Annotated in this window: 10 protein-coding genes and 1 pseudogene; 3 read left to right on the top strand and 8 right to left on the bottom strand. The window is 44.2% G+C overall.

Features of this window, described 5'->3' with window-relative positions; genetic code table 11:
- Positions 1-93: 93 nt before the first annotated feature.
- Positions 94-1,371 (top strand): adenosylmethionine--8-amino-7-oxononanoate transaminase, encoded by a 1,278-nt coding sequence (bioA, locus tag AB4407_RS06945; protein ID WP_048658303.1) that lies wholly within the window; start codon positions 94-96, stop codon positions 1,369-1,371.
- 136 nt (positions 1,372-1,507) lie between these two features.
- Here bioA and AB4407_RS06940 read toward each other — a convergent pair.
- The 6 genes and pseudogenes from AB4407_RS06940 to lrp form a co-directional block, all read right to left on the bottom strand.
- Positions 1,508-1,774: pseudogene (locus AB4407_RS06940) on the bottom strand (DksA/TraR family C4-type zinc finger protein).
- 234 nt (positions 1,775-2,008) lie between these two features.
- A complete protein-coding gene (gene serS / locus AB4407_RS06935; RefSeq protein ID WP_048658298.1) occupies positions 2,009-3,316 on the bottom strand; it encodes a serine--tRNA ligase in 1,308 nt (435 codons plus the stop codon).
- A 142-nt stretch (positions 3,317-3,458) separates the two neighbouring features.
- Positions 3,459-4,814: a replication-associated recombination protein A gene (locus tag AB4407_RS06930; RefSeq protein WP_279387744.1), complete on the bottom strand. Its 1,356-nt coding sequence runs from the start codon at positions 4,812-4,814 to the stop codon at positions 3,459-3,461.
- Between the two features lie 64 nt (positions 4,815-4,878).
- Positions 4,879-5,475: an outer membrane lipoprotein chaperone LolA gene (lolA, locus tag AB4407_RS06925; protein WP_048668726.1), complete on the bottom strand. Its 597-nt coding sequence runs from the start codon at positions 5,473-5,475 to the stop codon at positions 4,879-4,881.
- Positions 5,476-5,550: 75 nt separating this feature from the next.
- On the bottom strand, positions 5,551-8,736 hold the full coding sequence (locus AB4407_RS06920) for a DNA translocase FtsK 4TM domain-containing protein (RefSeq protein ID WP_372119838.1): 3,186 nt from the start codon (positions 8,734-8,736) through the stop codon (positions 5,551-5,553).
- A 163-nt stretch (positions 8,737-8,899) separates the two neighbouring features.
- A complete protein-coding gene (lrp, locus tag AB4407_RS06915; RefSeq protein ID WP_004734558.1) occupies positions 8,900-9,394 on the bottom strand; it encodes a leucine-responsive transcriptional regulator Lrp in 495 nt (164 codons plus the stop codon).
- A gap of 156 nt (positions 9,395-9,550) precedes the next feature.
- On the opposite strand from lrp, the gene ald reads away from it, so the two are divergent.
- Entirely contained in the window at positions 9,551-10,675 is a 1,125-nt protein-coding gene (gene ald / locus AB4407_RS06910) for an alanine dehydrogenase (protein ID WP_239717755.1), read from the top strand.
- A 191-nt stretch (positions 10,676-10,866) separates the two neighbouring features.
- On the opposite strand, the gene AB4407_RS06905 is transcribed toward ald, so the two are convergent.
- Both AB4407_RS06905 and cysB read right to left on the bottom strand, forming a co-directional pair.
- Positions 10,867-12,069, bottom strand: coding sequence for a methyltransferase (locus tag AB4407_RS06905; protein ID WP_372119836.1), 1,203 nt, complete (start codon positions 12,067-12,069; stop codon positions 10,867-10,869).
- Positions 12,070-12,219: 150 nt separating this feature from the next.
- Positions 12,220-13,194 carry an HTH-type transcriptional regulator CysB gene (gene cysB, locus AB4407_RS06900; protein ID WP_009848858.1) on the bottom strand — a complete coding sequence of 325 codons (975 nt, stop codon included), beginning with the start codon at positions 13,192-13,194 and terminating at the stop codon, positions 12,220-12,222.
- Between the two features lie 322 nt (positions 13,195-13,516).
- Here cysB and AB4407_RS06895 point away from each other — a divergent pair, with 322 nt between their 5' ends.
- Positions 13,517-14,281 (top strand): hypothetical protein, encoded by a 765-nt coding sequence (locus AB4407_RS06895; protein ID WP_009848859.1) that lies wholly within the window; start codon positions 13,517-13,519, stop codon positions 14,279-14,281.
- Positions 14,282-14,354 lie beyond the last annotated feature (73 nt).

Here is a 14,354-nt window from a genome sequence, read left to right as displayed (position 1 = left end):
AGTCTACCGACAAGCTTTAGACTGTCAACACATTGATAATACCAAAAGTTTACATCTGGTTGTTTTTTAATCACATCAAGAATGGAAGTTACTATGGATCTCGCCTTTGATCGCCAGCATATCTGGCATCCCTACACATCAACGTTAACACCTCTGACCTGCTACCCAGTCACCAATGCAGACGGTGTTTACTTAGAATTAGAAGGCGGAAAACGAATTATTGATGGTATGTCGTCTTGGTGGTCAACTATCCACGGCTACAATCATCCAGAGCTAAATGCCGCTGCTCATAGCCAAATAGATAAGGTTTCACACGTTATGTTTGGTGGTATCACCCACCAGCCTGCCATCGATTTATGTAAGAAGCTTCTCAACCTAGCACCAAGTAATCTTGAACATGTATTCTTGGCCGATTCAGGCTCAGTTGCCGTAGAAGTGAGTCTTAAAATGGCGCTTCAATACTGGCATGCCAAAGGACAACCTCGTTCGAAGTTCCTCACACTCAGAGATGGCTACCACGGTGATACCTTTGCAGCGATGTCAGTGACCGACCCTGACAACTCGATGCACAGCCTCTACAAAGGCTTTTTGCCTGAACACATTTTTGCAGATTCACCGAAAACAGGTTTTTGGGAACAATGGGACGCTAACGACATAAACAGCTTCCGTGAAAAGCTAGCAACACATCATCAAGAAGTCGCAGCCGTGATCTTGGAGCCAATTGTCCAAGGTGCTGGCGGTATGCGCATCTACCACCCTGAGTTCCTAAAACAGGTGCGCTTGCTGTGCGATGAATTCAACGTATTGCTGATTTTGGATGAGATTGCGACCGGATTTGGCCGCACAGGGAAACTGTTCGCATGTGAACATGCCGACATTCAACCGGACATTCTATGCTTAGGCAAAGCGCTGACTGGCGGCTACATGACCCTTTCAGCAACGCTAGCGAGCAAAGAAGTCGCTGATACGGTATGTGGTGGTGAAGCGGGCTGCTTTATGCACGGGCCAACCTTTATGGGGAACCCATTGGCTTGCGCAGTCGGCGCGGCAAGTTTATCGATCATAGAGCAAGGTCATTGGCAGAGTCAGACTCAGCAGATTGAACAACTTTTCTCTGAATTGCTGCCACCTTTACGAGAGCATGCACTGGTTAAAGACGTTCGCTGGTTGGGCGCGATTGGTGTAGTTGAAACCCATTCACCTGTCGATATGGAAACCATTCAAGCTCATTTTGTTGAGCAAGGTGTTTGGATTCGTCCGTTCGGAAGGTTAATTTATATGATGCCTCCGTTTATTAGCGAACCACAACATATTGAGCAATTGGTCGCTGCTATCGACACTGCATTACAAAATGCTCATTGCTTTAAATAGTAATTAAATAATGCGTTTATTGTTCTGAACAAGAGCGATGATTATTTCTATATATCTTCAATAATAAATCACTTAATTAAACTTAAAGGCCTTACATAAAAGTAAGGCCTTAACTGTTTTGAAGGTAACCGTCAGTTTAACGTAATTGGCTATCTTTACTTGCTCGACGGTTAAACAATGAATGTCGATGTGCGTCATGCTCTAATATTGACTGACATTCGATACACAAACGAACGCCTTTGATCGCGAGTCGTCTTTGTTCCGGTATCTCATCACCACACTCATCACAATAACGCAAACTCTCACCACCTCGAAGGTTTCCTCTTACACGAGAGATCTCATCATCAATGGTATTTTGTATTTGCTGGCTGACACTATCGTCCCCAGCTCATCCTACGGCCATAAGCCCTCCTCAATATCTGAATGAGAAATCTATACCTACCGCGGCAAAAAGATATTATAGCCACATTACAATTAAGTAATAATATACAAAAATAATAAAACACTATTACTTTTTGGTAATAATATTTAGATGAAAGTAGTCAAAGAACGCACCAATATATTTTTCAGATAATAAAAAACCCAGCCAATAGGCTGGGTTTTCAATAATTTATGAACTCACTAAATCGTCGAACGATTAACCGATGTGCGTTACGCCGCCCATGTATGGTTGAAGTACTGCTGGGATAGCAATACGGCCGTCAGCTTCTTGGTTATTCTCAAGAATCGCAACCATAGTACGACCAACAGCAAGACCAGAACCGTTTAGTGTGTGTACAAGCTCAGGTTTCTTCTCGCCTTTACGACGGAAACGAGCTTGCATACGACGAGCTTGGAAATCCCACATGTTTGAGCAAGAAGAAATCTCACGGTAAGTCTCTTGTGCTGGAACCCATACTTCTAAGTCGTAAGTTTTCGCAGAACCGAAGCCCATGTCGCCAGTACATAGAATCACTTTACGGTAAGGAAGCTCTAGAAGTTGAAGTACTTTCTCAGCATGACCTGTTAGCTCTTCAAGAGCTGCCATAGAGTCTTCTGGTTTAGTGATTTGTACTAGTTCAACTTTGTCGAATTGGTGCATACGGATAAGACCACGAGTGTCACGACCGTAAGAACCCGCTTCAGAACGGAAACATGGCGTGTGAGCTGTCATCTTAAGTGGCAGTTCAGCTTCATCAGTAATCGTGTCACGAACCATGTTCGTTACCGGTACTTCCGCAGTAGGGATAAGCGATAGAGTCTTAAGAGGTACGTCACTTACTTGCTCAGTTAGCGGGCTTGTATGGAACAAGTCTTCGCCGAACTTCGGAAGTTGACCAGTACCGTATAGGCTATCGTGGTTCACTAGGTACGGTACGTACATTTCTGTGTAGCCGTGCTCATCAGTGTGAAGGTCCAGCATGAACTGAGCAATAGCACGGTGTAGGCGTGCGAATTTGCCTTTCATCACGATGAAACGAGAACCAGAGATTTTAACTGCGCTAGCAAAATCAAGACCGCCAGACATTTCGCCAAGATCTACATGATCTTTCACTTCAAAGTCGTAAGCCTTAGGTTGACCCCAACGAGAAACTTCTACGTTGTCGTCTTCATCTTTACCATCTGGCACTTCTGCATCAGGTAGGTTAGGAATAGACATTGTGATCGTTTCTAGCTCAGATTGAAGATCAGCCAATGCTACTTTAGCTTGGTCTAGTTCTGCGCCTAGGTTGCCTACTTCAGCAAGGATACGCTCAGCTTCTTCATGGTCGCCTTTTGCTTTCGCTTGACCAATGGACTTCGATCGAGAGTTACGTAACGCTTGTAGCTCTTCAGTTTTCATCTGAAGGGACTTACGTTTTTCTTCAAGTTCACGAATTGTCTCTACATCAAGGGTGAAGCCTCGACGTGCTAATTTTGCCGCTGTTTCATCCAGCTCAGCTCGAAGTAATTTAGAATCCAGCATTGCTAATCCTATGCTTTAGTTATTTGAATATTCAGTAGTTTGCTACTGAATCACTGCTAAACCCCTAAAACTGGTGCTATTTCGACCAATTTCTAACGATTTAATTGAATTTTTATGACTAGGTAACGATATCCAAAAAAGACTACTTTTCATAGCGTTTTTGTGGGCTTTTTGCGTCCAAATCCGCCAGATAATCTAGCTTCTCGCCAATTTTGGTCTCTAAGCCTCGTTTTGTTGGGAAATAGTATTGCTTCTCTCCCATTTCAGGAGGCAGATACTTTTCCCCAGCCGCGTAGGCTCCAGGTTCGTCATGAGCATAACGGTATTCTTGCCCGTAGCCCATGTCCTTCATCAAAGTTGTGGGTGCATTCCGTAAATGATGAGGGACTTCATATTCAGGCAGATTGTGCGCGTCTGTTAACGCTTGCTTCCAAGCTGTATAAACGGCGTTACTCTTTGGTGCACACGCGAGATAAACAACCGCCTGTGCAATCGCACGCTCCCCTTCAGCAGGGCCAATACGTGTAAAACAATCCCAAGCCGACATCGCGACTTGCATTGCGCGAGGGTCAGCATTACCAATATCTTCAGAAGCAATCGCCAGCAAGCGTCTAACGATATACAGAGGATCGCAACCTGCCGCAATCATGCGTGCCGACCAATATAAAGCCGCATCAGGGTTTGAACCACGAATTGACTTATGAACTGCAGATATTAGGTCATACCAAATATCGCCTTTATTATCAAAACGAGCGACTTTCTCACCGGCCACTTCAGCCAACAGCTGCAAGGTTATCGATTTCTCACCTTTATCGTTGTCTTCTGCCATGTCATACAGCAGTTCAAGATAATTAAGCGACATACGCGCGTCGCCGTTAACCAGTTCTGCAAGGCGATCTAAAACATTATCAGCAAAATCAGCAGGCACATCACCTAACCCACGTTGCTTATCTTCAATCGCTTGGCGGATGACGAGGGAAATATCCTCGGTATTGAGAGAAGTCAGTTTGTAGACACGCGCACGTGACAACAAAGCGTTGTTCAACTCAAAAGAAGGGTTTTCTGTCGTCGCACCAATAAAGGTCACGGTACCATCTTCGATATGAGGCAGAAAAGCATCCTGCTGACTTTTGTTAAAGCGATGGACTTCGTCCACAAACAGGATGGTTCTGCGCCCTGCTCGCTTGTTCTCACGCGCTTTTTCAATCGCAATACGAATATCTTTTACGCCCGAAGTTACCGCCGATACGCGTTCAACTTCTGCATTCGCATAGTTTGCTGCTACTTCGGCTAACGTCGTTTTACCGGTGCCCGGAGGCCCCCACAAAATCATCGAGTGGATATGACCCGCTTCCAATGCTCTGCGAAGTGGTTTACCTGGGCCTAATATATGCTGCTGACCGATATACTGTTCGACAGTTTCCGGTCTCATACGAGCAGCAAGGGGACGAAAATCTTCGTCCCCCGCAAAATCTAAGCTGTAATTACTCAATTGCAATCTCTTGATTCGTTGATGGCATTAATGCCTATCGACGTACTACCAAACGATCTGCTTCTTTAGATCAGTTTCTTTGGTCGTCGACCTCGACACCTTCCGGCGCCACAAAAGTAAAACGGTCTGCTGCAGGTTTACCCAAGTCAACATTGCTAAAGGTAAACTCACCTTTTTGACCGTCTTGTTCAATCACATTAAAGCCCTGAACAATGCCTTTCTCGGTGATATTAATCTGGAAGTCACCCTGATTAGAGTCCGCTGCCGTTGGTGTTAGTGTAAATTGGTTACCTGTTTGCGCGACGTTGTAGTTATCCCAATCGCTTTCTTGGTTACGTGTAAGCAAGACAAAAGGTGTTTGCGATGTCGCTTGCTCTTGCCAATAAATACTCACTTGCTCAATGAACGGGCTGTAGTACCACAAACTCTGGCCGTCAGAGACCAATAGGTTTTCATCAGGGAAAGTGGTTTCCCAGCGGAATAAGCTAGGGCGAGCAATCTCTACCGTGCCCTCGCCTTCCATGACAACATCACCATCAGGGCTGGTCACGACTTGTTTAAAGTCAGCACTAAAGCCTGCGTTCAATGCCAAACGGCTACTCAACTCTTCTTTCGGAGAAGCAAACACTGAGAAGCTCATAAATAAAAGTGCGAATACTTTTTTCATCAATAATCCTGTTAGAACATAAGTCGGTCATATTTTCGATTTGACCGACTTAATGGGTATGAGTTCCTAGTGGAACTAATCTTTTGGTGGCGCTGGTGCCAAGACTTCTCGGTTACCGTTATGGCCTGGAGCACTTACGATACCTTGAGCTTCAAGTTGCTCGACAATACGTGCAGCACGGTTGTAACCAATCTTGAATCGACGCTGTACGCCTGAAACTGAACCACGACGTGAATGAACAACGTGTTCTACCACTTGATCAAACAGAGGATCGACCTCTTCATCACCTTCCATCTTCTCACCCGGAAGCAAGGTTTCTGGGGTTTGTTCGCCGTTAGTGATCTCATCAATATAGTTTGGCTTACCACGCGCTTTCCAGTTATTCACAACTGCGTGTACATCATCATCAGATGCAAAGGCACCGTGAACACGAGTTGTATGACTAGAGCCCGGTGGCAAGTAAAGCATATCACCCATGCCCAATAGTGATTCCGCACCACCTTGGTCAAGGATAGTTCTTGAATCCGTTTTGGTTGATACCGTAAAGGCCACACGGGTTGGAATGTTCGCTTTGATAAGGCCGGTAATAACATCCACCGAAGGACGTTGCGTCGCTAGGATCAAGTGAACACCCGCCGCACGTGCTTTTTGTGCCAAACGTGCGATCAGTTCTTCAACCTTCTTACCGACCACCATGATTAGGTCGGCAAATTCATCAACGATAACCACAATGTAAGGCAGCTTCTCAAGCAATGGGGCTTCAGGGTCCATGCTGTCGCCCGGCTTCCACAGTGGATCGTGAATTGGGTGACCCGCTTCCGCAGCCATCTTAAGCTTATCGTTGTAACCTTTAATGTTACGAACGCCTAACGCTGACATCAGCTTATAACGGCGTTCCATCTCGCCAACACACCAACGAAGGGCGTTCGACGCATCTTTCATGTCGGTTACCACTTCAGACAATAGATGAGGGATACCTTCGTAAACCGATAACTCAAGCATTTTCGGGTCGATCATGATGAATCGAACATCTTCCGGTGATGCTTTGTAAAGCATACTCAGAATCATTACGTTCACACCTACCGACTTACCAGAACCGGTTGTACCAGCAACCAGAACGTGAGGCATTTTCGATAGATCAGCAATGACCGCTTCACCTGCGATGTCTTGTCCTAGAACCACTGTCGTCGGCGATTTCGCTTCTTGGAACTGAGGGCTAGCAACCACATCTGAGAAGAATACCGTTTGACGACTCATGTTCGGCAGCTCTAAGCCAACATAAGGTTTACCCGGAATCACCTCTACAACACGTACAGCCAATGCAGAGAGCGAACGAGCCAAGTCCATAGAAAGGCCAGAAATACGGCTCACTTTCACGCCTGGAGCAAGATCCAGCTCGAATCGAGTGATTACTGGGCCTGGGAAAATATCAACCACATCTGCCTTGATCTTATAGTCCGCTAGCTTAGATTCAACAAGACGAGCAATTGCCTCTAATGCGTCACGGTCAATAAAGGTTTCACGCTTTTCAGGGTGGAATAACAATTCAAGTGTTGGTAATGGCTCAGCAGGCTTCGGTAAATTAACATCTTGTTGAACCAAGAACGGGTTCTGCGCCGCTGCCATATTCGCTTGGGCTTCAGAAACAATGCTTTGGAATGCGGCGACATCCTGATCTTGATGGGAAGGCTCTTCTTCCGTAACTTCTTCCCAAGGAAGATCAACAGCTGGCTCTTGGTTTTGTGCTGTTGACTGTTCAGGCTCTGAACGTTCTTCTTGATAAGAGAAAGGTTCAAATTGCTCATCCGCTAACTCTGCATCAGCTTGCTCGGTTTCAGTTTGCTGAGCTTCAGGAGCGAAAGTCTGTTCGTCAGCCTGCTCTTCCGTTACATCAAATGGTGAAGCTTGTGCAGAGAAATCGTCTTCCACAGTTGCTTCTGGCTCACCCATTGGTGAAGCGTATAGAGATTCTGGCTGAACATCTTCAACATCGAATTCATTCGTTACTTCTGGCGAGCTATTGATCTCTGGTTCTGCACTTTCAAGAGCCATATCAGTAGAGGTAACGTCTTGTTGCTCATTCTGCATGTATTGCTGATACGCGATTTGAGATTCATGCGCACCAACCTGTTCTTGCTCCGCAAGATCATCTTCATACATAGCAGCGTTTTCTAGCTGCTCGATAGTGGCATTAAGCTGCTTCGAGCGCTCAATACCTTCTTCTAACGGTTCTTCTGGCGCTTTGTAAACAGGTGCTACAGGGATCGACTCAGGTGCAACTTGAGGTTGGCGCTGAACCTGAGGTTCTTCTTGTTCTGAAGCTTCTTGCTTCGCTGGCGCCTCAACAGGCATGTGAATATTGTAATGGCGCTTCGGTGTTGCTGTATTGTCCAACGACTCTTCAGTCTTATCTGAAGAATCATTGGTTGCGGAGAAGCTCATAATGGGATCAAGCTGCTCTTGTTCTATTTCTTTAGCCTCTTCGATAGCACTGTCTTCTAGATCATTATCTTCTATAGCAGGAACATCGCGGTAGATAGGCGCGTGATTACGTTCTTCAATTAACTCGCGGTCTACTGATTCTGTTAGCTGAGGTTCTAGCAGCTCTTGATCTTGGCCGCGCGCCTTATTAACGGCTGACGTAAAGAATTTGATTGCACACTCGCCTAACCATTCAACAATACTTAACCAAGAAATGCCCGTTAATAGGGTAAAGCCAGCTCCCCATAAGAAAAGAAGAACCAATGTACTACCCAGAACGTTCAGCGTTGGCAATGCAAGACTTGTTAATACATCACCGACTACACCACCAGATGAAAAGTACCAAATATCATCGAAGTTGATATCCGCTAAACCACAGCTAGTAAGAATAAGGACAGTCAGTCCAAGTAAACGAGTACCCCACAGCATGAAATCAATCTGCTCATCTTCATTACGTTTACGGAATAATACCCACGCAGCAACCGTCACCAAGATAGGTAAAGGATAAGCTAAAGAACCAAATACAAAGAAAAGCGTATCCGCCAACCATGCACCTACGTAGCCTCCTGCATTTTGAATATCACCACCCCAAGCCGTTTGCGACCATGATGGGTCAGCAGGACTAAAAGTTAATAACGCAACGGCAAGTAGAATAGAGAAGAGAACACCTAGAATTAGGCAGCACTCTTTTAGACGTTGAGAACCACTTAAACGAGGAGACTGAGGCTCTTCACTCGTTTTAATGATTGTTTCTACTTTATTACTGCTCTGCTTGAACATAAACCAACTTAATAATTAAACGGGATAAAAACATCTCGAGCGACAATAGCCGCTCGTTTCAATGAAACTACTGTTGATTTAACCATATCAAACAGAAAAACCCAATTCCAGAAAGCAAGAAAGCGGAACAAATGTCCGCTTTCTTTCATTTCACCAATTATGACTAACGAGTTTTAATCACAAGTTGATTGGTTTGTTTCACTTCTTCCATTACAACATAAGTACGAGTGTCGTTTACGCCTGGTAGACGAAGTAACGTATCACCCAGTAGCTTACGGTAAGCACCCATATCAGATACACGTGTTTTTAGAAGATAGTCAAAATCACCCGACACTAAATGACACTCTTGGATGTCATCCAGTTTCTGCACAGCGGTGTTGAATTGTTCGAACACATCTGGCGCACCACGGTTCAAAGTAATTTCAACAAACACTAAAAGTGAAGCATCAAGGTACTGTGGGTTCAGCAATGCTGTGTACCCAGTAATGTAACCTTGACGTTCTAAACGACGAACACGCTCAAGACATGGAGTTGGAGAAAGTCCTACTCGTTTTGAGAGTTCAACGTTTGAGATACGACCGTCTTTTTGCAACTCATTAAGAATGTTGCGGTCAATACGGTCTAGTTCCTTGGACGGCTTCTTATAATTGTCTGCCATTTTTTATTCCACCTTATTACTTCCTTGCAAAAAAATATACTACAACTTTTTAATATTCAGTATCAAATTTTACCTAAACATATCTATACTAGATATTAATTCGACAGAATTACCCTACACATAGATAAAACAACCAAAATAAAATGAGGAGTCAGGATGATCATTGGCGTACCTAAGGAAATCAAGAACCACGAATACCGCGTTGGTATGACCCCAGCTAGCGTGAGAGAACTAATCTCACACGGCCACCAAGTTTTTGTAGAAACCAATGCCGGTAATGGTATCGGTTTTTCAGACGATGATTACATCGCTGTAGGCGCATCCATTCTTCCTACTGCTGCTGACGTTTTCGCGAAAGCAGAAATGATTGTAAAGGTTAAAGAACCTCAAGCTGTCGAGCGAGCTATGCTTCGCGAAGGGCAAATATTATTTACTTATTTACACCTTGCACCAGATTTTCCACAAACGGAAGAGCTAATCAAGAGCAAAGCTGTCTGCGTAGCCTATGAGACTGTAACAGATAATATGGGTCGCTTGCCACTATTAGCACCAATGTCTGAAGTCGCTGGTCGCATGTCTATTCAAGCAGGTGCACAAACACTAGAGAAATCTAACGGTGGTTGTGGTCTTCTTCTTGGCGGCGTTCCTGGTGTTGAACCCGCAAAAGTTGTTGTTGTTGGCGGCGGTGTTGTAGGTGCTAACGCAGCACGTATGGCTGTTGGCCTTCGCGCAGATGTTACCATTCTTGATCGTAACGTAGACACACTTCGTCGCCTTGATGAAGAATTCCAAGGTCGCGCAAAAGTGGTTTATTCTACTGAAGACGCTATCGAGAAGCATGTTCTAGAAGCAGACCTAGTGATTGGTGCTGTACTGATCCCTGGTGCAGCCGCTCCTAAACTGGTGACAAAAGATCACATCGCTAAGATGAAGCCGGGTTCAGCGGTTGTTGATGTTGCAATCGACCAAGGTGGTTGTTTCGAAACTTCACATGCGACGACTCACGCTGATCCAACTTACATTGTTGATGACGTAGTTCACTACTGTGTTGCTAACATGCCAGGTGCCGTTGCTCGCACTTCAACTTACGCATTAAACAATGCAACACTTCCTTACATTGTTAAGCTAGCAAACAAAGGCTACCGCGAAGCTCTTCTATCTGATAAAGGTTTCCTAGAAGGTCTAAACGTAATCCACGGTAAAGTAACTTGTAAAGAAGTTGCAGAGAGCTTTGACCTAGAATACGTAGACCCAGCAGAAGCTATCGCAATGTTTAACTAATGATGTAATGACTAACTGAACGCAATAACCTTCTCGTTGAAACGTTCAGTTAATTCAGACACGTTAAACAAAAAGCCAGTACGACATTATGTCGCGCTGGCTTTTTTGTATTTATCATTTTTTTGTATTTATAACTTTATTTTGCATTCATGATTTTAGATCGTAAAAACACGTACCAGTGCTGTTTACCGCTAGCGCTCGATCTTAACCCCATGAATCAATAGGTTTCTTGGCGTTACACTACGTTCGCAGAACTCTTCAATCGAAGCTTGATAACCTTGTTCTTGCAGATAAATGGCACGATCCAAGGCCAACCATACCTCTAAAGGTCTTCTAAAGACTTGTTGAACTAAACTCAGCTTTTCCATTTCCCAGAAAAGCGCTTCGCCTTGAATTAAATAAGAGTCAAAATCAATATCTGAACCCAGCGATATACCTTTCACTTTAGATGCCCAGCAACAAAATGATTCAAAGCCTTCGGATAGCTCCGATTTCTTGATGCTTGGTACAGGAATGTACTCGTCGACGCCAAGCTCACCCTTAAGTAGTTGGCTAAAGCCTAATCGGTAACTCATTTCTAACTGACGGTGTCTTTTTACTCTTTCACCACCAGTGACAGTTTCTTGAAGCGGGATTCTTAAGTCGCTCTTGCTCAACGTTAATGCTGAGCTTTTCGCAACGGATGACATCGCTTGGTAGCTTTCATCGCGAATAAGGTGGTAGCAACATGGAGAAATGGTGACTGCAGGAAGCCCATGTGAAACAGATTTTTTCACTAATTCGACATGAAGGTCACCACAAGCATGAAGAGCAACAGCATGTTGGTTTGAGTTAAACACCCGATCTGCATCTTTTGAAAACGCGTCACCTTGAACAAAGTCCATCTCTAGTTTCTGGTCATCTGCAATCTTTTGCCCGCTATCACACAGTGACTGTTGCCACTCAAAGCTAGTGACCTTTTGATCTGATTGCTGAGATAAGATTCGACCGAGAAAGCCTTTGCCAGAACACCATTCAAGCCACTCTTTACCATGATGCTCTTTTAATGAAGCCTCTCCCATCGCGACAATTTGTTGCAGCTTTCTGCCGGGGATACCATCGGCAGTACCGCGCGGAAGATCAAGCCCAACTAAAGCCGAATTATCAAACTGGATGTGTTGATTGGCATTCCCTAACTCTGGGAGAAAACGCATAAGTTCCGAAATCAGAACTTGAGGCTGTTCTTTTAGCGTTTGAATGCGTTCAATACTCAAACCATCTAACCAATCGACAAGTGGAAGGTTCAAGTCTATCCATGGCTGATCGTGAGTTTGGCATAGGTGAAAAGGCTCTGAACGCCAGTAAATCTGGTGCTCTAGCAAAAATGAATCGAGTATTTTGAATCGTGAATACATGCTTCCCCCTATGGTGCGAGGATTGTAGGGGTAACAAACGGAAATGGAAAGGCTCGATATAAAAGAGAGCAGTAAAGAGGGTTCGATATCAGAAAGAAAAACGGCCTGTAGATACAGGCCGAATAAGAAATCTAGGTAAAGCTATAGCCCTTAGCGAACGGGTAAGTCGATGTCTTTAAACATCTCTTCGATCTCTTCATTCGATTTCAAAGAAATAGCTTGCTCAACTACTGGGCGAGTTAAGTGCGGTGCAAAACGCTCCATAAAGTCAAACATGTAAGAACGCAGGAAAGTGCCTTTTCTAAAACCAATGCTTGTGGTGCTAGCACCAAATAGATGGCTCGCGTCAATAGCAACCAAGTCTGTATCTTGCTCATGGTCAATCGCCATGCTTGCGATTACACCAACTCCGATTCCCATGCGAACATACGTTTTGATGACATCGGCATCCGTCGCGGTAAACACAACACGCGGTGTTAAGCCTACTTTGTTAAATGCTGTATCAAGCTCGGAACGGCCAGTAAAACCAAATACGTAAGTCACGAGAGAATAAGCAGCAAGATCTTCAATCGAGATATTTCGCTTCTGTGCAAGAGGGTGATCTTTCGTTACCACGATCGAACGGTTCCAATGATAACAAGGTAGCATAATTGCATCTTGATATAGGTGCAGCGCTTCCGTTGCAATCGCAAAGTTCGCTGTCCCCTTAGCCACCGCTTCTGACATCTGACTTGGCGTGCCTTGATGCATGTGAAGCGACACTTTTGGATAACGCGCTGTGAAACCTTTAATCACATCAGGGAGTGCATAACGAGCTTGAGTATGAGTGGTTGAAATATTCAATGTGCCCATCTCAGGATGAGTGTGCTCACCCGCAACCGCTTTAATACTCTCAACACGAGCCAAAATCTCTTGAGAGATACGAATAATATCCTCACCGGCTTGTGTAACCTGAGTTAAATGCTTACCGCTACGCTCAAATATTTGAATGCCTAGCTCGTCTTCAAGTAATCTAACCTGTTTACTTATGCCGGGCTGAGATGTGTACAAACTCTCTGCTGTCGCTGAAACATTTAGGTTATGGTTTAGAACCTCAACAATGTACTTCAGTTGCTGTAACTTCATATCTAACCTCGTAATCCTTTACTCATTTCTGCGCTAACTTATTTGCAAATAGAGCGTTATAGTCTCGTGTAATATAATTAATAGTTATAACGCTTCGAGAACTAAAATGACAGAAATATCGAGCTTTTAAAGCGTAACAACTAAAAATATCACTGACGCTTTGTAAGCCACTCCTCATTCTCACACATTAGTTAGTAAATTTTGATTGCCGATTGCGCTCAACAAGAGATAATCAAAAATTGTAATTTACAAGTGCCTATACACAATGGAATCGTGTATCCTCTCTAGTTAGCTATAGAAAACAATAAGCAGACACAAATATATGAATATTGGTTTAATAATCGCCTTGGTAGCCGTGCTTTTGGTGTTGGTTTTAGGCTACAACATCATGCTTCAATACAAAGTTAAGGTAGAAACAACGAAGAAACAGGAAGCTTCTCGTTATCTAACCATTATAGATGGAACTGAAGAGTTAATTGGCAATGCTCACCACATGCCGTTTAGCCAAGATCTTCTTATATGCTTAAACAATCGAATCCTTGATGCATTAGTTAATATGTATGAGCTCGATCCTAAAAATAAGCAGCTTGCCCAACGCATTGAAAGCGTGAAGCAACAAATCACTCAGCTTAAAGAGAACCATCAAGGAGGCGAAAGCACCGCTTTTCGCATGCCTAGTAGTGACAAACAAGCAATCATGATGCTTAAGCTAGTTAAACGCTTGCGTGACACGGTTCGTAACGAGCACAATAAAGGTCGTTTTAATACTCAAGCTTTTGTGGTTGAAAACGCTCGCTTAGAAACAATCCAAATTCGCATCAACATAGAGAATGTTATCAAACGTGCTAACGACTCGATATCTCGCGGACAACCTGGCACAGCAATTCAACTGCTGCGCAAAGGCATCGATGCATTAGCCACTAAAAACGACGCATACTCCAATCAAGCGAAAGACAAGCTACAACAGATGCTTGACGATCTTGATCAGAAGCGCCTAAATAAAAACGCAGAAGATTTACAGCAGATGGAATCGAAAGAGCGTGAAGATGACATGGATGCTCTATTCGGTCAGAAGAAAAAATGGTAACGCTCTAACTCAACACTTAAAGGCCGCTCTATTTAAATTAGCGGCCTTTTTTGTGGTTCATCGCGGATTAGCG

Origin of the sequence: Vibrio sp. 10N.261.46.E11 (genome assembly GCF_041472735.1) — a bacterium.
Classification (GTDB): domain Bacteria; phylum Pseudomonadota; class Gammaproteobacteria; order Enterobacterales; family Vibrionaceae; genus Vibrio.
Note: the sequence above shows the minus strand (reverse complement) of the source record. Positions and strands in the feature narration are given on the sequence as shown.